At 59.7% G+C, this 26,819-nt stretch carries 30 protein-coding genes and 1 tRNA gene; 8 read left to right on the top strand and 23 right to left on the bottom strand.

The window, feature by feature from the left end; genetic code table 11:
- Window positions 1-250 precede the first annotated feature (250 nt).
- Entirely contained in the window at window positions 251-898 is a 648-nt protein-coding gene (gene fucA / locus HMPREF1144_RS00155) for an L-fuculose-phosphate aldolase (RefSeq protein ID WP_004853673.1), read from the bottom strand.
- 560 nt (window positions 899-1,458) lie between these two features.
- Here fucA and fucP point away from each other — a divergent pair.
- The 5 genes from fucP (at window position 1,459) to fucR (ending at window position 7,290) form a co-directional block, all read left to right on the top strand.
- Entirely contained in the window at window positions 1,459-2,769 is a 1,311-nt protein-coding gene (fucP, locus tag HMPREF1144_RS00150; protein WP_004853675.1) for an L-fucose:H+ symporter permease, read from the top strand.
- Window positions 2,770-2,800: 31 nt separating this feature from the next.
- Window positions 2,801-4,576 (top strand): L-fucose isomerase, encoded by a 1,776-nt coding sequence (gene fucI, locus HMPREF1144_RS00145; protein ID WP_009651612.1) that lies wholly within the window; start codon window positions 2,801-2,803, stop codon window positions 4,574-4,576.
- A gap of 103 nt (window positions 4,577-4,679) precedes the next feature.
- A complete protein-coding gene (fucK, locus tag HMPREF1144_RS00140) occupies window positions 4,680-6,098 on the top strand; it encodes an L-fuculokinase (protein ID WP_009651618.1) in 1,419 nt (472 codons plus the stop codon).
- 1 nt (window position 6,099) lies between these two features.
- Complete coding sequence (fucU, locus tag HMPREF1144_RS00135) at window positions 6,100-6,522, top strand: L-fucose mutarotase (protein ID WP_004853682.1); 423 nt, start codon at window positions 6,100-6,102, stop codon at window positions 6,520-6,522.
- Window positions 6,523-6,579: 57 nt separating this feature from the next.
- Window positions 6,580-7,290, top strand: a complete 711-nt coding sequence (fucR, locus tag HMPREF1144_RS00130) for an L-fucose operon activator (RefSeq protein WP_004853684.1) — start codon at window positions 6,580-6,582, stop codon at window positions 7,288-7,290.
- Between the two features lie 55 nt (window positions 7,291-7,345).
- Here the strand turns inward: fucR and rlmM are convergent, their stop codons facing one another.
- From rlmM to HMPREF1144_RS00110, 4 genes are all read right to left on the bottom strand, one after another.
- Window positions 7,346-8,446, bottom strand: coding sequence for a 23S rRNA (cytidine(2498)-2'-O)-methyltransferase RlmM (gene rlmM / locus HMPREF1144_RS00125; RefSeq protein ID WP_004124420.1), 1,101 nt, complete (start codon window positions 8,444-8,446; stop codon window positions 7,346-7,348).
- A complete protein-coding gene (locus HMPREF1144_RS00120; protein ID WP_004853688.1) occupies window positions 8,439-8,834 on the bottom strand; it encodes a DUF423 domain-containing protein in 396 nt (131 codons plus the stop codon). The genes rlmM and HMPREF1144_RS00120 overlap by 8 nt, the downstream gene beginning before the upstream one ends.
- Before the next feature lie 19 nt (window positions 8,835-8,853).
- Window positions 8,854-9,771, bottom strand: a complete 918-nt coding sequence (gene gcvA, locus HMPREF1144_RS00115; RefSeq protein ID WP_004114967.1) for a glycine cleavage system transcriptional regulator GcvA — start codon at window positions 9,769-9,771, stop codon at window positions 8,854-8,856.
- A 355-nt stretch (window positions 9,772-10,126) separates the two neighbouring features.
- Window positions 10,127-10,351, bottom strand: coding sequence for a YgdI/YgdR family lipoprotein (locus HMPREF1144_RS00110; protein ID WP_024274638.1), 225 nt, complete (start codon window positions 10,349-10,351; stop codon window positions 10,127-10,129).
- 198 nt (window positions 10,352-10,549) lie between these two features.
- Between HMPREF1144_RS00110 and csdA the strand changes: the two genes are divergently transcribed.
- Both csdA and csdE read left to right on the top strand, forming a co-directional pair.
- Window positions 10,550-11,755: a cysteine desulfurase CsdA gene (gene csdA, locus HMPREF1144_RS00105; protein ID WP_009651570.1), complete on the top strand. Its 1,206-nt coding sequence runs from the start codon at window positions 10,550-10,552 to the stop codon at window positions 11,753-11,755.
- Window positions 11,755-12,192, top strand: coding sequence for a cysteine desulfurase sulfur acceptor subunit CsdE (csdE, locus tag HMPREF1144_RS00100; RefSeq protein WP_009651553.1), 438 nt, complete (start codon window positions 11,755-11,757; stop codon window positions 12,190-12,192). Before csdA ends, csdE begins: the two co-directional genes overlap by 1 nt.
- Before the next feature lie 122 nt (window positions 12,193-12,314).
- Here csdE and tcdA read toward each other — a convergent pair whose 3' ends face one another.
- Both tcdA and mltA read right to left on the bottom strand, forming a co-directional pair.
- Entirely contained in the window at window positions 12,315-13,124 is an 810-nt protein-coding gene (tcdA, locus tag HMPREF1144_RS00095; protein WP_009651598.1) for a tRNA cyclic N6-threonylcarbamoyladenosine(37) synthase TcdA, read from the bottom strand.
- A 114-nt stretch (window positions 13,125-13,238) separates the two neighbouring features.
- Window positions 13,239-14,336, bottom strand: a complete 1,098-nt coding sequence (gene mltA, locus HMPREF1144_RS00090; RefSeq protein WP_004124438.1) for a murein transglycosylase A — start codon at window positions 14,334-14,336, stop codon at window positions 13,239-13,241.
- Between the two features lie 211 nt (window positions 14,337-14,547).
- Between mltA and HMPREF1144_RS00085 the strand changes: the two genes are divergently transcribed.
- A tRNA-Met gene (locus HMPREF1144_RS00085) sits at window positions 14,548-14,624 on the top strand.
- A 99-nt stretch (window positions 14,625-14,723) separates the two neighbouring features.
- Here the strand turns inward: HMPREF1144_RS00085 and cobT are convergent.
- The 16 genes from cobT to HMPREF1144_RS00005 form a co-directional block, all read right to left on the bottom strand.
- Entirely contained in the window at window positions 14,724-15,779 is a 1,056-nt protein-coding gene (cobT, locus tag HMPREF1144_RS00080; RefSeq protein WP_004853701.1) for a nicotinate-nucleotide--dimethylbenzimidazole phosphoribosyltransferase, read from the bottom strand.
- 74 nt (window positions 15,780-15,853) lie between these two features.
- Window positions 15,854-16,399: a bifunctional adenosylcobinamide kinase/adenosylcobinamide-phosphate guanylyltransferase gene (gene cobU, locus HMPREF1144_RS00075; protein WP_009651629.1), complete on the bottom strand. Its 546-nt coding sequence runs from the start codon at window positions 16,397-16,399 to the stop codon at window positions 15,854-15,856.
- Entirely contained in the window at window positions 16,393-17,916 is a 1,524-nt protein-coding gene (locus HMPREF1144_RS00070) for a cobyric acid synthase (protein WP_009651560.1), read from the bottom strand. Before HMPREF1144_RS00070 ends, cobU begins: the two co-directional genes overlap by 7 nt.
- Window positions 17,913-18,728, bottom strand: coding sequence for an energy-coupling factor ABC transporter ATP-binding protein (locus HMPREF1144_RS00065; RefSeq protein ID WP_004853707.1), 816 nt, complete (start codon window positions 18,726-18,728; stop codon window positions 17,913-17,915). Before HMPREF1144_RS00065 ends, HMPREF1144_RS00070 begins: the two co-directional genes overlap by 4 nt.
- 8 nt (window positions 18,729-18,736) lie before the next feature.
- Window positions 18,737-19,414, bottom strand: coding sequence for an energy-coupling factor ABC transporter transmembrane protein (locus HMPREF1144_RS00060; protein WP_009651605.1), 678 nt, complete (start codon window positions 19,412-19,414; stop codon window positions 18,737-18,739).
- Window positions 19,401-19,682 carry an energy-coupling factor ABC transporter substrate-binding protein gene (locus HMPREF1144_RS00055; protein ID WP_004133685.1) on the bottom strand — a complete coding sequence of 94 codons (282 nt, stop codon included), beginning with the start codon at window positions 19,680-19,682 and terminating at the stop codon, window positions 19,401-19,403. The genes HMPREF1144_RS00060 and HMPREF1144_RS00055 overlap by 14 nt, the downstream gene beginning before the upstream one ends.
- Window position 19,683: 1 nt before the next feature.
- Window positions 19,684-20,421, bottom strand: coding sequence for a cobalt ECF transporter S component CbiM (gene cbiM, locus HMPREF1144_RS00050; protein WP_004853713.1), 738 nt, complete (start codon window positions 20,419-20,421; stop codon window positions 19,684-19,686).
- Window positions 20,418-21,131, bottom strand: coding sequence for a cobalt-factor II C(20)-methyltransferase (locus tag HMPREF1144_RS00045; protein WP_009651580.1), 714 nt, complete (start codon window positions 21,129-21,131; stop codon window positions 20,418-20,420). Before HMPREF1144_RS00045 ends, cbiM begins: the two co-directional genes overlap by 4 nt.
- Window positions 21,128-21,922 carry a sirohydrochlorin cobaltochelatase gene (gene cbiK / locus HMPREF1144_RS00040; protein ID WP_009651613.1) on the bottom strand — a complete coding sequence of 265 codons (795 nt, stop codon included), beginning with the start codon at window positions 21,920-21,922 and terminating at the stop codon, window positions 21,128-21,130. The genes HMPREF1144_RS00045 and cbiK overlap by 4 nt, the downstream gene beginning before the upstream one ends.
- Before the next feature lie 10 nt (window positions 21,923-21,932).
- A complete protein-coding gene (locus tag HMPREF1144_RS00035) occupies window positions 21,933-22,718 on the bottom strand; it encodes a cobalt-precorrin-6A reductase (protein WP_009651547.1) in 786 nt (261 codons plus the stop codon).
- Window positions 22,715-23,440, bottom strand: a complete 726-nt coding sequence (locus HMPREF1144_RS00030; RefSeq protein WP_004105101.1) for a precorrin-3B C(17)-methyltransferase — start codon at window positions 23,438-23,440, stop codon at window positions 22,715-22,717. The genes HMPREF1144_RS00035 and HMPREF1144_RS00030 overlap by 4 nt, the downstream gene beginning before the upstream one ends.
- Complete coding sequence (cbiG, locus tag HMPREF1144_RS00025) at window positions 23,440-24,495, bottom strand: cobalt-precorrin 5A hydrolase (protein WP_004853724.1); 1,056 nt, start codon at window positions 24,493-24,495, stop codon at window positions 23,440-23,442. The genes HMPREF1144_RS00030 and cbiG overlap by 1 nt, the downstream gene beginning before the upstream one ends.
- Entirely contained in the window at window positions 24,476-25,249 is a 774-nt protein-coding gene (locus HMPREF1144_RS00020; protein ID WP_042926641.1) for a cobalt-precorrin-4 methyltransferase, read from the bottom strand. Before HMPREF1144_RS00020 ends, cbiG begins: the two co-directional genes overlap by 20 nt.
- A complete protein-coding gene (locus HMPREF1144_RS00015) occupies window positions 25,242-25,811 on the bottom strand; it encodes a decarboxylating cobalt-precorrin-6B (C(15))-methyltransferase (RefSeq protein ID WP_004853728.1) in 570 nt (189 codons plus the stop codon). Before HMPREF1144_RS00015 ends, HMPREF1144_RS00020 begins: the two co-directional genes overlap by 8 nt.
- Window positions 25,801-26,406 (bottom strand): cobalt-precorrin-7 (C(5))-methyltransferase, encoded by a 606-nt coding sequence (locus tag HMPREF1144_RS00010; protein WP_009651621.1) that lies wholly within the window; start codon window positions 26,404-26,406, stop codon window positions 25,801-25,803. Before HMPREF1144_RS00010 ends, HMPREF1144_RS00015 begins: the two co-directional genes overlap by 11 nt.
- Window positions 26,400-26,819: cobalt-precorrin-5B (C(1))-methyltransferase (locus HMPREF1144_RS00005; protein ID WP_042926640.1), on the bottom strand; the 420-nt coding region annotated here is incomplete at its 5' end. The genes HMPREF1144_RS00005 and HMPREF1144_RS00010, both read right to left, overlap by 7 nt.

Below are 26,819 nucleotides of genomic sequence, written 5' to 3'. Positions count from 1 at the left end.
GCATCTGTCCCGGCTACCGGCCCGCAGACGGTGAGCGCATTCCCCGGGTCGCGGCTTACGCCTTACCCGGGCTACCGCAGACGACGGTGAGCCCGTAGCCTGGGCAGGCGCTTGCCCGCCCCCGGGAGCAAAGCACAGAGGGGCAGCCCGTAGCCCGGCTAAGCGCAGCGCAAGCCGGGAAATAACAGCGCCGGGGTATCAGCCCAGCACATCTCCCGGAAGCAGCCGGCAGAAGCCTTCGCTTACGGCATCACTCCTCGATACGCAATCCGTAGGTTTTGAATTTCTCCAGCACGATAGCAATGGCCTCGTCGCCAAGAACCGGCACCGGGTCGGTGATGGCCAGAGTGCTGAGATAAAGCTGCGCCAGCACCTCAACTTCATGCGCCAGCCACAGGGCCTTCTCCAGATTCTCTTCACAAGCGATCAGGCCATGGTGCTGCAGCAGCGTCGCTTTGCGGTTTTTCAGCGCCACGGCCACATGTTCAGACAGCTCGCGGGTACCAAACGTGGCGTAGGGCGCGCAGGGGATAGAGTTACCCCCCGCCGCCGCAATCATATAGTGAATGGCGGGAATGGGACGATTGAGGATCGACACCGCCGTAGAGTGAACCGCATGATTATGTACCACCGCGTGAGCATCAGGCCGCGTCTGATAAGCCGCCATATGAAAACGCCACTCGCTGGACGGCAGTTTGCCCTGTTCATGCTGACCTTCGGCATCGATATACACAATGTGCGCTTCCGTCAGCTTTTCGTAAGGAATACCCGTTGGCGTGATCAGCATCCCCCCTTGATAACGCACGCTCACGTTACCGGCGGTTCCCTGATTTAACCCCAGGCGGGTCATTTCCAGGCAGGTATCAATAATCTGCCGGGCCAGTCTATTTCGTTCCATTCTTTACCTCTCTTTATGATGCGCAATGCGACAACAGACGGCTCGCCGGAGATGACGCTCCGACGCTGTTGAATAGCTCAAATAATTACTCACCATCATCATCCCGAATAAGCAGAAAGGAATTTACATCCGCCGGTTCTGTGATTCCTCTCACTTATTTCAGTATAAAAACAACCGTTCATTGATTTTTGCTTTCTGAAAAATGCCCGTTCTTACTAATAGATTTAAAAACGGGCATTTTACTGATAGTTTTAACAACTGCCCGTTTTCCACATAATAAAATAAATCGGTCATCGACCCTGTGGGTTTTACAATTAACTTTCTCAAACGGTCATGTTTTTATGATTATTAAAGTGATGATAATCACATAAAACCACCGAGGGGATACGAAGTGTGACCGCTATCATATTAAAAGGCTTTTTTAATTTGAAAATGAATTCATGAGTTCACTCCGTGATGTTTATTTCACTGTTGATGTCGTCACAAGAGCTCGCCTGATTTTTGCGGTCTGGTGGGCATAAGCCGGCTGCTGAACACGCTTCTGAACCAATGAGGATGCTATGGGAAACACAACAATACAAACGCAGAGTTTTCGTGCGGTAGAGACAGGACAAAGCAAGCGCTACATTATTCCCTTCGCCCTGCTGTGCTCGCTGTTTTTTCTTTGGGCGGTCGCAAATAATCTCAACGATATTTTATTACCACAATTTCAACAAGCCTTTACCTTAACCAACTTCCAGGCTGGACTGATTCAATCCGCCTTTTATTTCGGCTATTTCGTCATTCCCATTCCGGCCGGAATTTTGATGAAAAAGTTAAGTTATAAAGCCGGCATTATTACCGGACTGTTCTTATATGCTTTTGGCGCCGCGTTATTCTGGCCCGCCGCTGAAGTTATGAATTACACCTTATTCCTGATTGGCCTGTTTATTATTGCTGCAGGCTTAGGGTGTTTAGAAACCGCGGCAAACCCGTTTGTTACCGTCTTAGGACCAGAAAGCGGCGGTCACTTCCGGCTTAATCTTGCCCAAACTTTTAACTCGTTTGGCGCCATTATTGCGGTGGTTTTTGGGCAAAGTCTCATTTTGTCTAATGTGCCGCATCAATCGCAGGATGTGCTCGATAAAATGGCTCCGGAGCAGCTTAGCGCCTATAAACACAGCCTGGTGCTCTCGGTGCAAACCCCGTATATGATCATCGTCGCGGTTGTCTTACTGGTCGCTCTGTTGATTATGTTGACCAAATTTCCGGCCCTGCAGAGCGACGACCATAGTGACGCCAACCAGAGTTCCTTCTCCGCTTCCCTTGCTCGCCTGGTCCGCGTTCGCCACTGGCGCTGGGCGGTGCTGGCGCAGTTCTGCTACGTCGGCGCGCAAACAGCCTGCTGGAGCTATCTGATTCGCTACGCTATCGAAGAGATCCCCGGCATGACGCCCGGTTTCGCCGCCAACTATCTGACCGGCACCATGGTGTGCTTCTTTATCGGCCGCTTCTCCGGTACCTGGCTCATCAGCCGCTTCGCGCCGCATAAAGTGCTGGCAGCCTATGCCCTGCTCTCCATGATCCTGTGCCTGATTTCCGCTTTCACCGGCGGCCACGTGGGTCTGCTGGCCCTGACGCTGTGCAGCGCTTTTATGTCCATTCAGTATCCGACCATCTTCTCGCTGGGCATCAAAAACCTGGGGCAGGACACCAAATACGGCTCCTCTTTTATCGTCATGACCATTATTGGCGGCGGGATCGTCACCCCGGTGATGGGCTTTGTCAGCGACGCCGCCGGCAACATCCCCACCGCGGAGCTGGTTCCGGCCCTGTGCTTTGCCGTCATCTTCATTTTCGCCCGTTTCCGTTCGCAAACGGCAGCTAATTAAACATTTATCCGAATAACGTGAGGAATCTGTAATGAAAAAAATCAGCTTACCGAAAATTGGCATTCGCCCGGTGATCGATGGACGCCGCATGGGAGTGCGCGAATCGCTGGAAGAACAAACCATGAACATGGCGAAAGCCACCGCCGCGCTGATCGCGGAAAAACTGCGTCACGCCTGCGGCGCGCAGATTGAGTGCGTCATCGCCGACAGCTGCATCGCGGGTATGGCGGAGTCCGCCGCCTGCGAGGAGAAATTCAGCAGCCAGAACGTCGGCGTCACCATTACCGTGACTCCATGCTGGTGCTACGGCAGCGAAACTATCGATATGGATCCGCTGCGGCCAAAAGCCATCTGGGGCTTTAACGGCACCGAGCGCCCCGGCGCGGTTTACCTTGCGGCGGCGCTGGCGGCGCATAGCCAGAAGGGTATTCCGGCATTCTCCATTTATGGCCACGACGTACAGGACGCCGACGACACCACCATTCCGCCGGATGTCGAAGAAAAACTGCTGCGCTTTGCCCGCGCCGGCTTAGCGGTGGCCAGCATGAAGGGCAAAAGCTATCTTTCCGTCGGCGGCGTGTCGATGGGGATCGCCGGTTCTATCGTCGATCACAACTTCTTCGAGTCCTGGCTCGGTATGAGAGTGCAGGCGGTGGACATGACCGAACTGCGCCGCCGCATCGACCAGAAAATCTATGATGAAAGCGAGCTGGAAATGGCGCTGGCGTGGGCGGATAAAAACTTCCGCTACGGCGAAGACCAGAACGCGCAGCAATATAAGCGCAACGCCGAACAGAGTCGCGCGGTGCTGAAAGAGAGCCTGCTGATGGCGATGTGCATCCGCGACATGATGCAGGGCAACAAGAAGCTGGCGGAAAAAGGGCTGGTCGAAGAGTCGCTGGGCTACAACGCCATCGCCGCGGGCTTCCAGGGCCAGCGCCACTGGACCGATCAATACCCTAACGGCGATACCGCCGAAGCGCTGCTCAATAGCTCGTTCGACTGGAACGGCGTACGCGAACCCTTCGTCGTCGCCACGGAAAACGACAGCCTCAACGGCGTGGCGATGCTGATGGGCCACCAGCTGACCGGCACCGCCCAGGTGTTTGCCGACGTGCGCACCTACTGGTCGCCGGACGCGGTTAAACGCGTCACCGGCCAACCGCTCACCGGACTGGCGGAACACGGAATTATCCACCTGATCAACTCTGGTTCAGCGGCGCTGGACGGCGCCTGCAAACAGCGCGATGCGCAAGGCAAGCCAACCATGAAGCCGCACTGGGAAATCAGCCAGCAGGAGGCCGACGCCTGCCTCGCGGCCACCGAATGGTGCCCGGCGATTCATGAATATTTCCGCGGCGGCGGCTTCTCCTCCCGCTTCCTGACCGAAGGCGGCGTGCCGTTCACCATGACCCGCGTGAATATCATTAAAGGCCTCGGCCCGGTACTGCAGATTGCCGAAGGCTGGAGCGTAGAGCTGCCGAAAGCGATGCATGACCAGCTGGATGCCCGCACCAACTCCACCTGGCCCACCACCTGGTTTGCGCCGCGCCTGACCGGTAAAGGCCCGTTCTCCGACGTCTACTCGGTGATGGCGAACTGGGGCGCTAACCACGGCGTGCTGACCATCGGTCACGTTGGCGCCGACTTTATCACCCTGGCGTCAATGCTGCGGATCCCGGTGTGCATGCATAACGTAGAAGAGGCGAAAATTTATCGCCCCTCCAGCTGGTCTGCGCACGGTATGGATAGCGAAGGCCAGGATTACCGCGCCTGCCAGAACTACGGCCCGCTGTATAAACGTTAAAAATGCCTGATGGCGCTGCGCTTATCCGGCCTACGGATGATACCGTTCCCGTAGGCCGGATAAGGCGTTTACGCCGCCATCCGGCAACGTCTCGGGAGAGATTATGAAGAATGAAGTCATCCTGGTCCTCGACTGCGGCGCCACTAACGTACGGGCGATTGCCGTTGACCGCCAGGGGAATATTATCGCCCGCGCCGCAACGGCCAACGCCAGCGATATCGCCGTGGAGAACAGCGCCTGGCACCAGTGGTCGCTGGAGGCGATCCTGCAACGCTTCGCCGAGTGCTGCCGGCAGATTAGCGATGCGCTCTCATCCTGCACGGTTCGCGGCATCACGGTCACCACCTTCGGCGTCGACGGCGCGCTGGTGGATAAACAGGGTAAGCTGCTCTATCCGGTCATCAGCTGGAAATGTCCGCGTACCGCGGCGGTGATGGACAATATAGGCCGCATTATGCCCGCGCAGCAGCTCCAGCAGATCTCCGGCGTCGGCGCATTTGGTTTCAATACCCTGTATAAGCTGATATGGCTGAAAGAGAACCACCCGCAGCTGCTGGAGCAGGCCCACGCCTGGCTGTTCATCTCCTCGCTTCTCAACCACCGTCTGACCGGGGAATTCACGACCGATATCACCATGGCGGGCACCAGCCAGATGCTGGATATCCACCAGCGGGATTTCAGCGCGCAGATTCTGCAGGCGACGGGATTGCCGCGCCGCCTGTTTCCCCGGCTCGTTGAAGCGGGCCAGCAGATTGGCGCGCTGCGGAGCGATGCCGCGGAAATGCTGGGTTTAGCCGTCGGCATTCCGGTTATCTCCGCCGGGCACGACACCCAGTTCGCGCTGTTTGGCGCGGGTGCGGAGCAGGATGAACCAGTGCTCTCTTCCGGCACCTGGGAAATCCTGATGGTGCGCAGCGCTCAGGTGAATACGCCGCTACTCAGCCACTACGCGGGATCCACCTGCGAGCTGGATAGCCAGCCGGGACGCTATAACCCCGGCATGCAGTGGCTGGCCTCCGGCGTGCTGGAATGGATACGCCAGCTGCTGTGGACGCCTGAAACGCCGTGGCAAACGTTGATTGAAGAGGCCCGCGCCCTCCCCGCCGGCGCTCAGAAGGTGAAGATGCAGTGCGACCTGCTATCCAGCCCAAATGCGGGCTGGCAGGGCATCACGCTGAATACCACCCGCGGTCATTTCTACCTCGCCGCGCTGGAAGGATTAGCCGAACATCTGGCGCACAATCTGCAAACGCTGCAGCAAATCGGCCACTTCAAAGCCCGCGAGCTGCTGCTGGTCGGCGGCGGCAGCCGCAACGCGCTGTGGAATCAGATCAAAGCCAACAGGCTGGAGATCCCCATTAAAGTACTCGATGACGCCGAAACCACCGTCGCCGGCGCCGCCATGTTTGGCTGGTATGGCGTCGGTGAATTCAGCAGCCCGGAGCAGGCCAGAGCGCAGGTGAGCTATCGGTATCGTTACTTTTACCCGCAAACCGAACCCGAACTGATTGAGGGAGTATGAGATGCTAAAAACGATTTCCCCGTTGATTTCCCCGGACCTCCTCAAAGTGCTGGCGGAAATGGGGCATGGCGATGAGATTATTTTTTCCGATGCCCACTTCCCGGCCCACAGCATGGGGCCACAGGTCATTCGCGCCGACGGTCTGCGGGTGAGCGACCTGTTGCAGGCGATTATTCCGCTGTTTGAGTTAGACAGCTACGCTCCGCCGCTGGTGATGATGGCCGCCGTGGAAGGCGACGCCCTCGACCCTCAGGTAGAAACGCGCTATCGCGAGGCGCTTTCCGGCCCCGCGCCCTGCCCGGAGATCGCCCGCATCGACCGCTTTGCTTTCTACGAGCGGGCGCAAAAAGCCTTTGCGATCGTTATCACAGGTGAGCGCGCTAAGTACGGGAATATTCTTTTAAAAAAAGGAGTAACGCCGTAATCTCATGCCGGAGCGCCCGTCTGATGCGGGCGCTCAGCGAACGCCAGGGTGAGAAAAATGAAAGCGGCACGACAGCAAGCGATACTAGACCTGCTCATTAACCATAACAGCCTGACCACCGAAGCCTTATCGCTACAGCTTAACGTCAGCAGAGAAACCATTCGCCGCGATCTCAGCGAGCTCCAGTCCCAGGGGAAAGTGCTGCGTAACCACGGTCGGGCAAAAGTCATTCACCGGCAAAGCCGTGACAGCGGCGACCCTTTTCATATCCGTCTGAAAAGCCACTACGCGCACAAAGCGGACATCGCCCGCGAGGCGCTTGCGTGGATAGAAGAGGGGATGGTTATCGCCCTTGATGCCAGTTCCACCTGCTGGTATCTGGCCCGCCAGCTGCCGGATATCAACCTTCACGTCTTTACCAACAGCCAGCCGATTTGCCAGGAGCTCAGCAAGCGAGAGAATATTCAGCTCACCTGCTCCGGCGGTACGCTCCAGCGAAAATACGGCTGCTACGTCAGCGCGTCGCTTATCCCACAGCTCAAAGCACTGGAGATCGACCTGTTCATTTTTTCCTGCGAGGGCATCGACAGCGAGGGCGCGCTCTGGGACTCAAACACGGTGAACGCCGAGTTCAAATCCCTGCTGCTTAAGCGAGCGTCGCAATCGTTATTGCTGATTGATAAGAGCAAATTTAATCGCTCAGGAGAGGCGCGGATCGGCCATCTGGATGATGTGACGCATATTGTTTCGGACGTGTCGCAGTCGTAACGGCTATGGCAGCGCCGGATAGCGGCTTAACACCCTATCCGGCCTACAGATCAAACTAGCGTTCGTCGCGACGTCCGCCGACGGCAGCCCACAGGCGACGAACGTGAACCGTCACCTCTTCGCGATCGTGATACAGCTGGCGCGCCTGGATTTGCGCGTTGATACCATGCTCGTCAAGCTGTTCCTGAATATAGGCCAGGTTGCGCGACAGCTCTTCGTAGCGTTTTTTCATCGGCAGCTTCAGGTTAAAGATGGTTTCGCGGCACCAGCCGTTGACCAGCCACTGCGCCATCAGCGCCGCCACTTTCGCCGGCTTCTCCACCATATCGCACACCATCCACGAGATGTTGCTGCGCGTCGGGCGATACTTGAAGCCATCTTCACGCAGCCAGGTCACCTGGCCGGTATCCATCAGGCTTTGCGCCATCGGACCGTTATCCACCGAAGAGACCCACATGTTGCGTTTCACCAGCTGATAGGTCCAGCCGCCGGGACAGGCGCCGAGATCCACCGCGTACATACCGTTCGCCAGACGCTCGTCCCACTCATCCGCCGGAATAAAGACGTGAAACGCCTCTTCCAGCTTAAGGGTCGAACGGCTCGGCGCATCGGACGGGAACTTGAGGCGCGGAATGCCCATATAGAACGGCGAGTTGTTGTTAGACAACGAGTAACCGGTGTAGCAGCAGCCCGGCGCGATAAAGAACACGTGGACCACCGGACGCTTTGGCGTTTCATAGTTGGTCAGCACGCCCGCTTCGCGCAGCGCCGCGCGCAGCGGTACCGTAAACTTGCGGCAGAACTTCATCAGCTCTTTGCTTTCGTTGGTATCGGCGACCTCTACGCGCAGCTCGCCGCCCTTCTCCACCACGCCCTGCAGCATACCGACGATCGGGGAAATCCGGTCTTCCGGCGGCAGGTCGCGCAGCAGTTCGCCGACCACAAACATCTGGCGGGCAAACACCAGCGAGCTGAACGGCAGTTCGCGCACCAGCTTTTCGCCATCTTCGGCCTGGTAGCACTCAAAAATCACATAGCCGGAGTCGTCTTTGACCCGGGCAAAACCAAACACCTCAAGGCGCGAGGCCTTATCGGTAATTTCTGCTGCGCACTCTTTCTCAAACCCAGGGCGACAATAGAGGACAACTTTATTCATGAACAACGCCCTTACGTTTCAGACGAATTGCACCAATTAACATTAATATCCAACCGGCGAGGAAGCAGACGCCCCCAACCGGCGTAACGAACGCCCACAGGCGTAAATGCGATAGCGCCAGACAGTAGAGGCTGCCGCTAAAAAGAACGGTACCGAGCGCCATAAAGACGCTGCTCCAGTAAAACCAGATGCTGATGCGGCGCTGCATCGCCACCGCCAGGCCAAAAATAGCCAGCGTATGGAAAGCCTGATACTGCAGGCCGGTGTGGATCCAGCCCATTTCCGCAACGCCCATCGTTTTACTTAAAACGTGCGCGCCAAATGCGCCCAAAGCCACAAAGATAAAACCGCTTATCGCGGCGAAAATCAGCATAAAACGGCTGGTCATGTGTTTACCCTACGATGATTTATTGTTCATAACGAAAGCGAAATTTTTCTTGTTCATTAGCCGCTTTTGCCAGAATCCACTGGCGGAAGGCGGCTATTTTACCCAGTTCTGCCTGACTGTCATGACAAACGAGATAAAACGCATTCTTACTGACCAGAACATCATTAAACGGGCAGACCAAACGGCCCGCCTCAATCTCGGACTGCGCCATTACATTGTTGGCCAGCGCGACCCCCTGTCCATGGATTGCCGCCTGCAGCACCATTGCGCTGTGGCTAAATATAGGTCCCTGTTGAACATTAATATGGTTTAGACCTAACTGACGGGTATAAGTTTGCCAGTCGCGGCGGGAAGCATCGTGCAACAGGGTATGTTGCGCCAGATCGGCAGGCGTTTTCAACGCTTTATCGCCGGTGAGCAACAGCGGTGAGCACACCGGGAGCAGATATTCGGCGTACAGCTTTTCCACCCGCAGCCCCGGCCAGTTGCCGCGGCCGTAAAAAATCGCCACGTCGACATCGTCGGCCAGCTTATCCTCCTGACGGTCCACGGCCTGGATCCTGACGTCGATTCCCGGATAAGCTGAGTTAAAGCTTGTGAGCCTTGGCACCAGCCACTGAATGGCAAAACTGGGGAGCATACTGACGGTTAAGGCCCCTTTTGCGCTTCGGGCCTGAAGCTTGCGGGTCGCTTCGGTGAGCTGCGAAAAAATCTCTTTGATATCCTGAAAATAGCTCTGCCCCTCCTCCGTCAAAAGAAGAGAACGATTGCGTCGACGGAACAGCTTGAGGCCGAGGAAATCCTCCAGGGACTTGATTTGGTGGCTGACTGCGGCCTGGGTCACAAAAAGCTCATCGGCGGCGCGAGTGAAGCTAAGGTGGCGGGCGGCTGCATCAAAAACACGTAATGCATTCAGAGGTGGCAAACGCTTGGACATAGTTATTCTGGCTTAGATGTTAAGGCAATTTAACAAACAGGAAACAACAGTTAACCTATTAGTTTTTTTTATCTGAGCTATTATAATTTGTCCGTTGAGCTTCTACCAGCAAATACCTATAGTGGCGGCACTTCCTGAGCCGGAACGAAGAGCTTTTTTTGGAATGCGTGTTCCAACAAGCTTTTGGCTTACGGTTGTGATGTTGTGTTGTTGTGTTTGCAATTGGTCCGGGTTTGCGGACCATGGTAGCTCAGCTACCCCTTTTCACTTCCTGTACATTTACCCTGTCTGTCCATAGTGATTTAATGTAGCACCGCACTGCGCGGTGCTTTTTTTTTTGCCTGCTATACCTGAATCAGTTATCCAGCTCGCCCAGCTGTTTGACGTCAGAACGGTTGATCTGCTGCTTGTTACCCCAGGCATCTTTGTACGAAATCATGCCAGTATCATTATCCGTTTGCGGTTTGCCGTCGGTCACGATGGTGCGCCCATCGTTGGTATGCATCACGTAGTTGGAGGAGCAGGCGCTCAGGCCAAAGGTCAGCACACAGGCAGAAATAATTGCGGCAGTCTTATTCATTTTCATCTTTCTCTCCTTTCGACTATTTATACTGTTTATGATTCGTTCTGTACCAGGTTAAAACGCAAACCCAACACTATTCAGCATAACTATCTTTTACCCACCCGGAGCCATATTCAGAAAATTCCAGTCGTTAGCAGAAACCTTGTATCACCCGCCGATTTGCGCGACGATCCTGCTATCGATACGAGGAATCTCATGAACGCATTCAACCCCGTCCAATTTCGCGCCCAGTTCCCGGCGCTGGCCGACGCCGGCGTCTATCTTGATAGCGCCGCGACAACCCTCAAACCGCTGGCGGTCATTGAGGCCAGCGACCAGTTCTATCGCCTTAGCGCCGGTAACGTCCACCGCAGCCAGTTCGCCACCGCCCGTCAGCTAACCGAACGCTATGAAAACGCGCGCGAACGGGTGGCGACGCTGCTCAACGCCCCTTCCGGCCAGGATATCGTCTGGACGCGCGGCACCACCGAAGCCATTAATATGGTGGCGCAGAGCTACGTGCGCCCGCGTCTGAAACCCGGCGATGAGATTATCGTCAGCGAAGCAGAGCATCACGCCAACCTGGTGCCGTGGTTAATGGTTGCCGGGCAAACCGGCGCGCGGGTGGTGAAGCTGCCGCTGGCGGGCAACCGCCTGCCGGACGTGGCGGCGCTTGGCGCGCTTATCACGCCGCGCAGCCGGGTGCTGGCGATTGGCCAGATGTCCAACGTCACCGGCGGCTGTCCGGATCTGGCGCTGGCAATACGCCAGGCCCGCGCTGCCGGGATGGTGGTGATGGTCGACGGCGCGCAGGGGGCGGTGCATTTCCCGGCGGACGTCCAGGCGCTGGATATCGACTTTTATGCTTTTTCAGGCCATAAGCTCTACGGGCCGACCGGCATCGGCGCGCTGTATGGCAAAAGCGAACGGCTGGCGGAGATGTCGCCGTGGCTCGGCGGCGGAAAAATGATTACCGACGTCACCTTCGATGGCTTCAAAACCCAGCCCGCCCCCTGGCGCTTCGAGGCGGGAACGCCCAATATCGCCGGGGTGATCGGCCTGAGCGCGGCGCTGGAGTGGCTGGAGGAGACGGACATCGCGCAGGCGGAAAACTGGAGCCGCGGCCTGGCGACGCTGGCGGAAGAGGAGCTGGCGAAACGTCCGGGATTCCGCTCCTTCCGCTGCCAGGACGCCAGCCTGCTGGCGTTTGATTTTGACGGCGTTCACCATAGCGATATGGTGACGCTGCTGGCGGAGTCGGGGATCGCGCTGCGCGCCGGTCAGCACTGCGCCCAGCCGCTGCTGGCGGCGCTTGGCGTCAGCGGCACGCTACGGGCCTCCTTCGCGCCCTATAACACGCAAAACGATGTTTACGCGCTGGTGCACGCCGTGGACCGCGCTCTGGAAATACTGGTGGATTAATGACGACTTCTCACCCTTTTGGTACCCGCATCACCGAGGCATCTCTACGGCAGACCTTTACCCCGCTCAGCCAGTGGGAAGATAAATACCGCCAGCTGATTTTACTGGGTAAGCAGCTTCCCGCGCTGCCGGACGACCTGAAAGCGCAAGCCAAAGAGATTCCCGGTTGTGAAAACCGCGTCTGGCTGGGGCATGTCGTTGACGCCGAGGGCAAGCTGCATTTCTTCGGCGATAGCGAAGGCCGCATCGTGCGCGGCATGCTGGCGGTGCTGTTGACCGCCATAGAAGGCAAAAGCGCCGCTGAGCTGCTGGCGCAGGATCCGCTGGCGCTATTTGATGCGCTGGGGCTGCGCGGCCAGCTGAGCGCCTCGCGCAGTCAGGGGCTCAGCGCCCTGAGCGAAGCGGTGCTCGCCGCCGCCCGCGAGATTGAGGTTTAAGCGCATCCCGGGGGCGGCGCTTGGCGCGCCTTGCCCGGGCTACGGGTTCGTGCGGTTTTGTCGCCCGGACAGGTGCGCAGTTTTGTAGCCCGGGTAAGGCGCCTGCGCCGCGACCCGGGAATTTACGCCGTCTGCCGCTCCGCCTTCGCCAGCATTTTCTTCAGCGCGTGGGAGACGGCGACAAAACCAAAGGTCGCGGTCACCATCGTCGCGGCGCCAAAGCCGGATGCGCAGTCCATTCGCTTCGGCCCCTCAGCGGTGCTTTTCATCGCACAAACGCTGCCGTCCGCCTGCGGATAAACCAGCGCTTCGGTGGAAAACACGCAATCCACGCCGAGCTTACCTTTGCTGTTCTTCACCACCCCAAACTGGCTCTTCAAACGCTCACGCAGCTTTGCCGCCAGAGGATCCTGGATGGTTTTCGCCAGATCGGCGACCTGAATTTGCGTCGGATCGATTTGCCCGCCCGCGCCGCCGGTGGTCACCAGCGGAACCTTATGGCGACGACAGTAAGCGATTAGCGCCGCTTTCGGGCGCACGCTGTCGATGGCGTCAATCACGTAGCTAAAGCCAACGCCAAGATACTCGGCGACGTTTTCCGGGGTGACAAAATCGTCCACCACCGTGACCCGGCACTCGGGGTTGATCAGGCGAATACGTTCCGCCATCACCTCGGCTTTCGCCAGGCCAACGTTGCCGCCAAGGGCGTGGATCTGGCGATTGGTGTTGGTCACGCAGACATCATCCATATCGATCAGGGTAATCGCGCCAATTCCGGTTCTCGCCAGCGCTTCCGCCGCCCATGAGCCTACGCCGCCGATGCCGACCACGCAGACGTGCGCGTCGGCAAAACATTGCAGCGCCTTTTCACCATATAAACGCGCCGTGCCGCCAAAACGCTGGCGCCAGGCATCGCTGATTACAACAGACATAAAACCTCAGAATTAGTGGACATTCCCGGGTCGCGGCGCAAGCGCCTTACCCGGGCGACAAAATCAGCCGTAGCCCCGGTAAGCGCAGCGCGACCGGGGAAAAGAACCGGCGTACTAGCCGCTAAAGACGTTGCCCGCGCCCGGGGCGTTTTTCAGTACCCATACGCGGCCGTAGTGGTTATACCAACCGGCACGATGCCCGGCATCCGGGCCAATGCCCTGGTAAATATCGAAGTGCTGGCCTTTAATCGCCCCGCCAACATCGAGAGCCACCATTAAACGCAGCTCGTACTGGCCGTTAAACTTGCCGTTATTATCCAGCAGCGGCACCTCCGCCAGCAGCGTAGTGCCGGCAGGAACAATGGAACGGTCGGAGGCCACCGATGCGCGGCCAATCAGCGGCACCGCGCTGGCGCCTTTCACCGGTGCAAAAGACTGCGGTTTAAAGAAGACGAACGATGGGTTCTGCTCCAGCAGCTCGCGCACTTCCGCCTCGCTATGTTTTTCGCCCCATTCGCGGATCGCCTGCATCGACATATCTTCGCGCTTCACTTCGCCGCGGTCGATCAGCACTTTACCGATGCTGTAGTACGGCCAGCCGTTTTTCCCGGCATAGCTGAAGAAGTTCAGCGGCGAGCCGTCGCCAAAGTCAATGTAGCCGCTGCCCTGCACGTCCATGATGAAGTTATCCATCAGCGAGTTGCTGTAGGCCAGAATGTAGTTGTCGCTCAGAGCCCCGGCGTAGATGCTGGCGCGGGACGGCAGCTTGCCGCGCTTCGGCGGCATCCGGTAAATCGGGTACTGGAACTCTCCCTGGCGAGTATGGCGCGCCTGCACCACTGGCGTGTAGTAGCCGGTAAACTGGACGTTACCGTAGTTATCCGTCCCCTGCATCTGCCAGGCGTCGATACCAAACTGGCTCAGCGTGCGGGTGTCGCCGCCGGAACGCAGCCACTCCTGAATCGCATTGTAGACGTTGCTCTGGCTGGTGTAGAGGCGCGGAGAGGCGCTACGAATCTGTCTCACCTGCTCGGAGAAATCGCCGGCGTTGATCGGCGAGCCGACCGCATCAGGCTGGTTAACCAGTGAAAACGGCTGGGTGAGTTTACCTTCATTATACTGCTGACCGCGATCGGTCGGTTTTGAGGAACAGGCGGCCAGCATTGCCAGCATTGCGCCTGTTACTGCGTATTTTGCCCAACGTCCTTTCATGGTATCTCTTCTTTATGCTGCTAAGCCCGGGTGCGTGATGAAGATAACAAACCCCCAGGGCTAATGAAATGCGCTTAGGCACCGCAAAGGCAGTTTTGCGCAAAAAATAGGCTGGAAGTGATTCTATATGCACCATTTTTTACAAAATTGATGATTTCTGCCAAAAAGGGTTGCATCAAAACGTTAGCGGAGTATAGTGCGCTTCCACGGACGCGGGGTGGAGCAGCCTGGTAGCTCGTCGGGCTCATAACCCGAAGGTCGTCGGTTCAAATCCGGCCCCCGCAACCAACATCATAAACACCCTCAAGGGTGTTTTTTTGTTTCTGCGCTGCGCAAAATCTTCCATGTGATTCAGGGAACGGCGCAGCGCCGCTCCCCGGCCCTTTCTCAGCCCTTCGGCAACACAATATTGCTCGCCGCCAGCATGCCCATCTCGTGATACATCGCGCAGGCCGCTTCCACGATCGGCATCGCCAGCGCCGCGCCGCTGCCTTCGCCCAGGCGCATCCCCATGTTCAGGTAGGGTTCCAGCTCGAGATGCATCAGCGCCGTACGCGCCCCCTTCTCCGCCGAATAGTGGGACGGGATCAGATAGGGTTTCACTTCCGGCGCAATTCGGCACGCCGCCAGCGCCGCCGCGTAGGAGAGGAAACCATCGAGCAGCACCGGCAGGCCGCAGGAGGCCGCGCCCAGCATCACGCCCGTCATCCCCAATAAATCAAAACCGCCCACTTTCGCCAGCACGTCGAGACCATCGTTCGGGTCAGGCCGGTTGACGGCGATAGCCCGGCGCACCACTTCCACTTTATTAGCGACCTTCGCCAACGGCAGATTAGCGCCAATCCCGACCACCTCCTGGGCATCGCTGCCGGTCAGAACGCTGACAATCGCCGCCGCCGGGGTGGTATTGGCCATTCCGAGCTCCCCGACGCCAAACAGGGTGACGCCATCCTGCGCCAGCCCTCGGGTATAGCGCATCACCTCCAGCAGCAGCTCTTCCGCCTGGCCGCGGCGCATTGCCGGACCGACGGCGATATTGCCGCAGCCGCGCGCCACGCGCATGTTGATAACGCCCGGTATCAGCTCAGCATCGATCCCGACATCAATCACGTGCATTTTCGCGCCCGCCTGCGCCGCCAGCACGCAAACGCCGGTTTTACCCAGCGTCATATTCGCCGCCTGGATGGCGGTCACCGCTTTCGGCGAGATGGCGACCCCTTCGTCCCACACGCCGTGGTCGGCGCACATCACCAGCAGCGCCTTCTTTTTCACCTGCGGCACGCCGTCAAGACCGGGCATGCCCGCCAGCTGTACGGCAAGATCTTCAAGGCGTCCAAGGCTTCCGGGCGGCTTCAGCAGGCCGTCGATATGAAGCCGGGCGCGCGCCATCGCGCTTTCATCAGGCGCCGGGATCGCGCCCAGTAGAGAGGTTAAGCTTTGCATAGAGGTTCTCGTCATGTTGGCTGGCTCATGGCAGAGCCAGCAGGAAGAATAACGCCCGGTACGGCGCGCCTGGCCTATTTGATTTTTACGCCAATGCCCGACACCACCAGCCACACCTCGTCCGCCGCCGCCGCCAGGCGCTGATTAACGCGTCCGGCGATATCGCGGAAATGGCGGGCCAGACGGTTTTCCGGCACAATCCCCATCCCCACTTCGTTGGTCACCAGCACCACGCGGGCCGGGCAGCGCTGGCAGGCGGCAATCAGTACCGCGATTTCGGCGTCGATCGCCCGCTCCATCGCCGCATAATCCCAGTCGTCCGGCGCGCTGTCGCCCCCCAGCGCAAACAGCAGGTTGGTTACCATGGTGGTGATGCATTCCAGCAAAATCGCCTCCTCCGGGGCGATATCCGGGCTAATCAGTTCATCAAGCTGCTGCCAGCGCTCGGCGGTGCGCCAGTGCGCGGGCCTGCCGTCGCGGTGGTGCTGGATCCTCGCCGCCATCTCGTCATCAAAGATCTGCGAGGTGGCGATATAGAGTACCTGCGGCGCATGGGCGATCAGCGCTTCGGCATGGCGGCTTTTACCGCTGCGCGCCCCGCCGGTCACTAAAGTCAGCATACGGGCTCCTGATGTTGGCGCATGATGGCGTAGATTTTTTCGATATCGATATGCTGGCGCATCGCGTCCGCCAGCAGATCGAACTGGCGAGATTTATACTGCGCATACTCGAAATCGCTATCCAGCGCCGCCAGCCCTTTACGCTGGCGCAGGCCGTTAACCAGCGCGCGGGTAAATGCATCGCTATCGAACAGGCCGTGCAGATAGGTGCCAAACGCCAGGCCGTCATCGCTGACCGCGCCGTCCGCCACGCTCTGGCCGCCTTTATGTAGTTGCATCAGAGAACGGCAGCCGTCGCGCAGCTCGGTTTCGCCCATATGAATTTCGTAGCCGCTTACCGCCAGCCCCGCCGTTGCCGCCAGCCACGCCGGCAGCGCCGGCGCCAGAGTTGCCGTGACCTGGGTGGTCGTCTTGCTGTGCGCAAAGTGGGTGACGGTATTGAGCAACCCCAGCCCCGGCTGGGTGCCAAGCCCCGACTCCACCTCATCGATTATGGTTTCGCCGAGCATCTGGTAGCCGCCGCAGATCCCCAGCACCGGTACGCCCTGACGCCGGGCCTGCAGTACCGCGTGCGCCATGCCGCTCTCGCGCAGCCAGCCCAGGTCGCCGAGCGTATTTTTACTGCCCGGCAGGATAATCATATCCACGCCCGCCAGCTCCTGGGGCTGGCGAACATAGCGGACGCGGACGTCCGGCTGCGCCGCCAGCGCGTTGAAATCGGTAAAATTAGAAATGTGCGGCACCTGAATCACGGCAATCTCAATATCGCGCCTGTCGGTGCGCAGATATTTGCCTTTTTGCAGCGCGACGCCGTCCTCATCTTCAAGATCGACGTCCAGCCACGGCATGACGCCGAGCACCGGGACGCCGGTGAGCGCTTCTATCTGCTCGATCCCGGAATACAGCAGCGCCACGTCGCCGCGAAATTTATTGATAATCACGCCCTTGACCCGCGCGCGCTCGCGATCGTGCAGCAGCGCGAGCGTGCCGTAGATAGAGGCGAAGACGCCGCCGCGATCGATATCCGCCACGAGGATCACCGGGCACTGGGCCATCTCGGCCATGCCCATATTGACGATGTCGCGATCGCGCAGGTTGATCTCCGCCGGACTGCCCGCCCCTTCCAGCACCAGCACATCATGTTCGGCGGCCAGGCTATGATAAACCGCGAGGATCTGTTCCCGCAGGCGCGGCTTGTATTCGTGATAGCTCACCGCGTCCATATCGGTCGCCACCTTGCCCATCAGCACCACCTGCGCTTTGCGGTCGCTGGTTGGCTTAAGCAGCACCGGGTTCATGCGCACATCCGGGGTAATGCCCGCCGCTTCGGCCTGGAAAATCTGCGCCCGGCCCATCTCTTTGCCATCCGGCGTGATACCGGAATTAAGCGCCATATTCTGCGATTTAAACGGCGCGGTGCGCTGCCCGTCCTGATAAAAGATGCGGCACAGCCCCGCGACCAGCACGCTTTTGCCGACGTCGGAAGCGGTGCCCTGTAACATAATTGCCAGCGTCATGACGCCTCCTTCATCGCGTTGCTTCGCATCCGCGTAAAAAATTCTTCTTCGGTTTTACACAGCGGCAGCCCGAGCTGCGCGTGCAGTTTCACCAGCCACGGCTGGGTTAGCCCGGCCTGGACCATCAGTTCGCTGCGGGCAAACACCTCCCCGGGTTCGCCGTGCGCCAGCACTTCGCCGCGGCGTAACACGTAAACCGCATCGCTGATTTCATAGATCAGATCGATATCGTGGCTGGAGATCGCCACGTGGTTGCCCCGATCGGCAATACGCTTAATGATGTCGATCATCTGCGCGCGTCCCGAAGGATCGAGACCCGCCGTCGGCTCGTCGAGCAGTAAATAGCGCGCCTGCAGCACCAGCGCGCCGGCTATCGCCACGCGCTTTTTCTGCCCGTGGCTCAGGCACTGAATCGGCTGGTGACGAAACCCCTGGGCATCGACGAGAGTCAGGGCATCGTCCACCCGGCGGGCAATTTCCTCTTCCGCAACCCCCAGGTTACGCAGGCTAAAGGCGATATCGCTGTCGATATCGGTATAGAAAATCTGCTGGTCCGGGTCCTGGAAAACGGTCGCCACCTGCTGACGCAGCGCCAGCAGGCCGCGCTTGCTGTAGTCCAGCGGTTTTCCCTGCCACAGCACCGCCCCGCTCTGCGGGCGCAGCAGACCGCTCAGGTTCATAAACAGCGTGGATTTTCCGCAGCCGTTCGCCCCCACCAGTCCGGTCACCGCGTGATGGGAAAAATCCAGCGTCAGCCCCTTCAGCACCGGCTCGTCCTGATAGCGAAACCAGAGATCGGTCGTGGCAAGCATACTTATCCTTAGAGGTGAAAGTCACCCTGATACAGTTTGATATCCAGCGTGGTGCTCATCTGCTGGTAGCGGATCATCACCCGGGTAAACAGCAGCCCTACCAGCATCGCCAGCGAACGATAGCCCTTCGGCACGCTACGGTAGCCAAAACGTAATGTTTGCGCACGATGAATCGCCAGCGCTTCGTCTAACAGAATAAAAATAAAGCGCCAGGTTAGCAGGATTTGCTCGGTCAGCAGCCGCGGCACCCGCCCGCGCTTGAGTAGCACAATAAGCTGCGGGAACGGCAGATTCAGCACCAGCCAGAAGGTGGACGCCAGCGCCGCCAGGCTGCGCCAGAAGGTCTGATTGGCGGTCGTCAGCCCCTCCGACGTGATGCCCAGCCAGACGCTGCCCAGCGGCAGGCTCACCAGCAGATCCTGCGGATTGCGGCTGACGCTAAACAGAATGGTCAGCACGCCGATCAGCAGGAAGCCAAACGGCAGCGCCATCCAGCGGCACCAGCGCCACGGCGAGACCCGCAGCAGCCAGCAGGTTAAGGCGGCAATCAGCGCCATTTCGATACCCTGCCCCAGCGGAGGCAGGGTAAAGGCCAGCACCATCAGCAGCAGCCAGAACAGGAACTTGCGCTGCGGCGCGACGTGAAACCAGCGGCTCTGATAGCTGAGTCGGTCAAACCCGGTCATCACGGCGCTGTCTGCCTTTGCTGTAGCCCAGAATATAGAAAATCACCGCCGCGCCGAGGGATCCCTGGAGCGTAAACAGCAGGCTCTCAATTTCTCCACTCGCCGGTTCGTACAGCGGCTGGAACCACGGCTCATAATGCGGCGCGACCACCTGAATCTGGCTCTCCGCCTCGCCGTCCGAACCGCCAAACTCGCCGCCGTGATCGACAAAGAACGGCAGGATCACCAGCGCCACCACCATGGCTAACAATATCAGCGTCTTTTTCATGTTAATGCCCCTGTGCGGTAATCAGCTGACGTTTGGTCAACTGGTCGTAGATCATGACGGTTAACAGTCCTTCAGCAATGGCGATCGGGATCTGGGTCAGGCAGAAGATCCCCATAAACTTGACGATCGATCCGCTCGCGCCGGCGGTCGGATCCGGGAAGGCCACGCCGAGCTGTACGGAGGTGACAAAGTAGGTCACCAGATCCGCCAGCATCGCACAGAGAAATACCCCGACATCGCGGCGAATGCCCGCGCGGCAGGCCATTTTCCACACCATATAGCCGACCACCGGCCCGATTACCGCCATCGACATCCCGTTAGCGCCGAGCGTCGTCAACCCGCCATGCGCCAGCAGCAGCGCCTGGAACAGCAGCACGATGGCGCCAAGGATCGCCACCACGCCAGGCCCGAAGAGAATCACCGCCAGGCCGACGCCGGTCGGGTGCGAACAGCTACCGGTCACGGAAGGAATTTTCAGCGCCGAGAGGACAAAAATAAACGCCCCGCACAGCGCCAGCAGCACCTTCTGGTTGTTATCTTCCTGCACGATGCGGCGCAGGCGCACCAGCCCGTACCACAGGCAGGGTAAAAACAGCAGCCACCATGCCAGGGCCCACATCGGCGGTAAAAACCCCTCCATAATGTGCATCGCGAAAGCCTTTTCGGGTACCACTATCAGCAATAGCGCCGCAGCTAACCCGCTGAAAGACAGCTGTTTTAGCTGTTGTTCAAGTTTCATTCTGCATACTCCCACTGTTTGTTGACCAGAATGGTCGAGAAATAGGGCAGCGGCTGGTCGTCGCTGAGGTCACGGAGATGGCGCCAACACTGCTCGCCCGGCAGCGTGGCTTCGGACATCATCAGGGCGGCATCCAGCAGACCGTTTTTCGCCAGCAGCGCTTTGATGCGGGGAAACCGCCCGTACACTTTCATCAGCACCAGGCTTTCATGCTGGCGCAGCGCCTGTTCGATTTCCGTTTCCGGCGCGGTACAGGAGATCACCGCCAGCGACTGCTGCTCCATGGCCAGCGGCGTTTTTGAACGCGCGGCAATGGCGGCGAAAGAGGTGACGCCGGGTACAATCTCCAGCCACTCCGGGCTGCCGATGCGCTGGAGTAAGAACACCCAGGTGCTGAACAGCATGGCGTCGCCGAGGGTAATAAACCCGACCTGCTTGCCCGCCGCCACTTCCTCAACCAGCGCGGCGGCGACCTCGTCCCACACCGCCTCTTTTTCCGCACTGTCGGCGCTCATCGGGAAATGGCAGCAGCGCACTTCGGTCCGTTCGCCGATATACTCCCGCACGATGGAGAGCGCGAGGCTGTCGCCGCCTTTACGTCCGGCGGGCGCGTAGAGAATGTCCAGCTTGCCCAGCACCCGCGCCGCGCGCACGGTGATCAGGTCGGCGGCGCCAGGGCCGGTACTCAGGGCATACAGTTTGCCGCTCATGCCGCCTCCTCCATCGCCAGGCTCAGCGCCTGCTGCAGGTGAGCGACGAACATTGCGCGCACCGCCGGATTCTCTCCCAGCCCGTTCAGCCACGGCGTCGCCGTGATACCGGCGGCGTTGAACAGCGTTTTCCAGGAGTCCTCTTCGTCCGAGGCCATATCGTTAATGGCGTGATCGCCGGCCACCAGCATCAGCGGCATCAGATGCACGCCCTTCACCTCCTGCCGGCGCAGGCTGTCGATAAGAACATCGACCTCCGGATAGCTTTCGACCGCGCCGACCCGCGCCGGAAATCCCTTCGCCGTCATCATATGGTCCAGGCAGGCGTAGGCGGCGAAAGCGTGATGGCTGGCGCCGTGGCCCATAAAGACCACCGTTTCATCGGCGGCAAGCGGCGGCATCTGCTGGCGCAGCGCCTGCATCAGCTGAACGTAATCGTTATGGCTGCTCAGCAGCGGCGCCCCCAGCGTCAGGCGGAGGAACAGCGGGCGCAGGCTCTGCACTTCGCGGACGATCTTTTCATACTCATCGCCGTTGATAATGTGCAGCGACTGAATCGCCACATCCTGATAGCCCTGCTCGGCCAGCTTCTGCAACGCCTGCAGCGGCGTATCAATCTCGATACCGTCGCGCTGTTTGAGCTTGCGGATAATCATCCCGGAGGTAAAGGCGCGAAACGTGTCGCGGTCCGGGCAGCTGGCCGCCAGCTCGCGCTCGCAGGCGACGATGTTCTTTTCACAGGTGTCGGGATAGCTGGTGCCAAAACTGACCACCAGAAGCGCTTTTTTCATTTCTGACTCCTTAAGCAGCGGCCAGCCAGCGCGCTAAGCGCCGGGCAAAGGCAGCCTGACTTTCCAGTAACTCTTCACCGGTCACCAGCGGTGCCGGGCGCGTAATCACGATGCAGGGGATACCGGCATCCAGACAGGGTTGTACTTTTTCCTGATAGCCGCCCTCGGCGCCGGAGGCCTTGGTGATCACCACATCGGCCCGGCACTGGCGGTAAAAAGCGGCGTTGAACTCGGCGCTGAACGGCCCGCACAGGGCGAAGATCTCGCCAACGCCGAACCCCAGCCCGGCGCACTGGGCGATGACATCGGCGACCGGCAACACCCGGGCCAGCAGCGTTTTTTCGCCTAATCCCGCCCGCCAGCGCGCCAGATCTTTGCTTCCGGTGGTGAGCAGCACGCGCTGGCCGAAGCGCCGCGCCACCTCGCAGGCCTGTTCAACGCTCTCCACGGTATAGAGCAGCGGATGCCTCAGGCCGCTCAGCTGTTCAGGGCGCTGATAGCGGCTCAGCAGCACGCCGGCGGTTTCGCAGGCCCGGACGATATTACGGCTCACCGCTTCGGCGTAGGGGTGCGAAGCGTCAATCACCCAGCGGGTTCGGTTCGCCTTCAGCCAGGCGATCATCTCTTCCAGCTCAAGCCGCCCGCAGCGCACCTGGCCGCCAATATCGCCCGCCAGCTGCTGGCCGGTGGGCGTTGCCACCGACAGGGTGTATTTAACCTGCGCAGCATCAAGCTGCTGGCACAGCGCCCGCGCGTCGCTGGTTCCGCCCATCACCAGCACCTCGCCGTGGCTCACAGCACGTAGCCTCGCGGGGTGATCATCAGGCCATCCTGGATATAGGTCGCTTTGTTGCCAACGATCACCAGGCTGGTCATATCGACCGGAGCAAAATCCATCTCCCCCAGGGTGGTCAGCCATTTCTCCTGTTTTTTACGTCCGGCGGACTTCACGACCCCCACCGGGGTCTGCGCGCTTTTGCTGGCCGACAGCAGCTCAAAGGCGCGCGCCAGATGGCCCTCGCGGCCGCGGCTGCGCGGGTTGTAAAAACAGATCACGAAGTCGGCTTCACCGGCGGCGACAATGCGTTTTTCAATCACCGGCCACGGGGTCAGCAGGTCGCTGAGGCTGATATGGCAGAAGTCGTGCATCAGCGGCGCGCCCAGCAGCGAGGCGGCGGCGATGCTGGCGGTCATCCCCGGGATCAGGCGGACTTCCACATCCAGCTTCTGCTTGCTGACCAGTTCGAGCACCAGTCCGGCCATGCCGTAAATACCGGCATCGCCGCTGCTGATCAGCGCCACGTTATGCCCGGCCTGCGCCAGCTCAATCGCCGCCTGGCAGCGCTCAATCTCTTTGCACATCCCGGTTTTGATCACCTGCTTATCGCCGGTAAAGGCTTTCACCAGGTGCGTGTAGGTCTTATAGCCAACGACAATTTCCGCCGCCTGCAGCGCTTCAATGGCCTCCATGGTCATCATGGACTGCGAGCCAGGGCCGATTCCGATTACGCTTAACATCAGTGTGAAACTCCCAAAGTGATAGTGACGCCCTGTTCGCGCAGGGTTTCGCCCAGCAGTTGCCCATGGCTCAGCAGCCAGGCCGCCGGGCCGGATACGCTCCCCACGCCGACGGTTTTTCTGACGAACGATGAAGCGGGAAAGTGGTGCTCATGCTCGCGCAGCGCATCAGCGGGAAAGGTTTCGAACGGTACGCGACAGCAGGAGGCCAGCTGAATCAGCCCCTGCTCGTGCTTCTTCAGCGTCACGCTGCCGATGGCTTTCAGCGCCAGCGGATCCAGATGCTGCGCCTCAAGCTGGCGCGCCAGCAGCGCTGCTAACAGCGGGAATGGCGTATCGCGACGACAGCCAATTCCGGCGACCACCCGCTGCGGCACCAGCTTCCAGTGCGGCACGGCGATGGCCGGCAGCTCGTTGCGCAGCGTGACGCAGACCAGCGCGTCCAGCTCGGGAAGCTGGTGCAGATCGGTCACGGTGATAAATCCCCGCCGGTCGCAGCGGCCCACGTCTTCATCCAGTTCGTCGTCCCACCACAGACCGACGCGCTGCTGGCTGACCAGCATCTGGTTGACGGTTTTCACCGCCGCGCGGAAGTCGCTCATCCGGGCATTAAGCTGGAATGCCAGGGTATCCAGCGCCGCCATCTCGTTGACGTCGGTGGCGGTGGTGATCACCGGGTCGGCGCCGAGCATCCCGGCCAGATAGCGGCTCAGGGCATTCGCGCCCCCCGCGTGGCCGGAAAGCAGGCTAATGACGTGCTGGCCGCGTTCGTCGATCACCACCACGGCCGGATCGCTGAACTTATCATTGACCAGCGGGGCCAGCACGCGTACCGCGATCCCGGTGGCGCCGATGAAAATCAGCGCCGAATAGCTGCTGAAGGCCTCGCGCGCGGCGCTGGCAAAACCGTTTTCAAAGGGGAGAAACCCCTCCTCCAGCAGCTTCTCGCTGGTAAAGCAGGTTAACGGCAGCATCGCCGCCAGCCGTTTCGCCAGCCGAACGCCGCCAGGGGTCAGGCAGAAAAGCGCGATTGATTCAGGCTTTACGGTATTCATGGCTAAAGTCCGCCGCGTAGAGTTTTGAGTAGTGATACTCAGAGCCCAGGAAATTCCCGACCAGAATGAGCGCCGTTTTGCGGATCCCCGCCTCGCGCACCTTGTCGCCGATATCCGCCAGAGTACCGCGTACGGTCTGGCTTTCCGGCCAGGTCGCTTTGTAGATCACCGCCACCGGCGTGGTTGCCGGGTAGCCGCCTTCCATCAGGCGCTCCGCCACCCGGTGAATGCGCTGTACGGAAAGGTAAATCGCCATCGAGGTCTGGTGGCTGGCAAACGATTCAAGCTGCTCGCGCGCCGGCACCGGCGTACGCCCTTCAAGGCGGGTGATGATCAGGCTCTGGGAGACTTCCGGGACGGTGTATTCGACCCCCAGCTCCGCCGCCGCCCCCAGAAACGCGCTGACGCCCGGCACCACCTGCCAGTCGATGCCGCGTTTGGTCAGCTCTTCGCCCTGCTCGCGGATCGAGCCGTACAGCGACACGTCCCCGGTCTGTAAACGCACCACCGTTTTCCCGGCTTTCACGCCGGCTTCCATCAGGTCGAGAATTTGCGCCAGATGCAGTTCGGCGCTGTCGTGACACTCGGCGCCGGGCGGACAGTACTCCAGCAGCGCGGTGTTTATCAGCGACCCGGCGTAGATCACCACCTGGGCCTGCTGGAGCAAGCGGTAGCCCTTGAGGGTAATCAGCTCACGATCGCCCGGCCCTGCGCCAACGAACCACACACAACGGGGGTCAAATGTCTCAGCCATGGTTTTCTTCCTTCTGACAGGCGATAACAAAAACGGGATTATTCGGTTTGAAATAGTGGCCGCTGCCCAGCGCGGTCAGCGATGAAACGTTCAGCTGCAGGCAATCAACCTGTTCGACTCCCTTCAGCCGCAGATAGTCGAGAGCGGCATTCAGGTTCTCCTGCAGGATAAAGGTCATCACCAGACGACCGCCGGGGTAGAGCTGCTGCCACGACCAGTCAATCAGTTCGTCGAGGCGGCCGCCGCTGCCGCCCATAAAAATGGCGTCGGCCCGCTCGGTGATCACCATCGGCGCTTCGCCGGGCAGGATCTCAACGTTGCCGCAGGCGAAATGCTGGCGGTTTTCGTCCAGCAGCTGCAGGGCCGCGGGATTGCGTTCGACCGCCGTTACCTGCAGCGAGGGGTACTGCAGCGCCGCCTCAATCGACACGCTGCCGGTACCGGCGCCGATATCAATCAGGTGGCTTGCCCGGTATAGCTCAAGTTTGGCCAGCGCCAGCGCGCGAACCGCCTCTTTGGTCATCGGCACCTTCTCGCCGCGCAGAAAAAGCTCATCTTTCATCGAGGATCACCACCGCGTTCATCTCATATTCGCCGTCGACCTCACTGACCGGTAGCCAGCGGATCCGCTCGTTATCCATCGCCAGATTTTCGCCAATCACCATCCAGCGATACCCTTTACCCCGCACCGCCAGCTGGGCGGCGATTTCCCGCGGCCCGCAGCGCCCGTCGGTCACCATCGCCACCTTGCGCTGGCGAGCCAGCTCATCAAAACAGACGTCCCGCCCGTGGCTGCTGGTCAGCCAGATATCGTTCATATCGATACCGGCCTTCGCGCAGAGATACTGCACCGCGCTGATGCCGGGGATAATGCGCACGCGCTCGATGCCAAAGTGGGCGATCAGCCGCGTACCGATGCCGTAAAACAGCGGGTCGCCGGAGGCCAGCACCACCACCTTCTGCGCTTCGCGTTCGCCGAGCCATACCAGCAGTTCGGCAATATTGGCGCCCAGCGCAAACCGTTCGCCGTCAAACCCAGGGAACTGCTGTAAATGCCGCTTGCCGCCCACCAGCGCATCCGCGCCGGCGACCGCGTCCCGCGCCGCCGGCGTCATCAGATGCAGGCCTGACGGGCCCATGCCGACCACCGTTAACATGACATCTCCCGCGCAATCTCTTCGACCGGGCGATTGCTGCCGAGCACCTTGTTATCAAAGGAGAACATGATGGCGTCGCAGACGGGCGGCGTTTTGGTAAAGCGCAGCATCTGCATCACCCGCAGGCAGATGCGTTCGGCAAGATGGTGATAGATATGCTGAAAACCGTACGCGTCGATGTGCTCCATCGCCGCTTCGGTGGTATCGCATTCGCTCACCAGCTGCAGCAGCGCCAGCGGCGCGCCCAGCAGCGCCAGATGCGCGACCAGGGTTTCCATCCGCGCATCGGCGATATGGCTGTGGGTGTGGAAGATCCCGGCGGCGACTTTAATCAGCTTGCCGGGATGGCCAATCAGCACGATCTGGCGGAACCCGAGGCGCACGGCCTCTTCAATCATGTAGCCGACGAAGTT

It is taken from the genome of Klebsiella sp. OBRC7 (assembly GCF_000293135.1).
GTDB classification, from domain to species: Bacteria; Pseudomonadota; Gammaproteobacteria; order Enterobacterales; family Enterobacteriaceae; genus Klebsiella; species Klebsiella michiganensis.
This window is presented reverse-complemented; position numbering and strand designations above follow the sequence as displayed.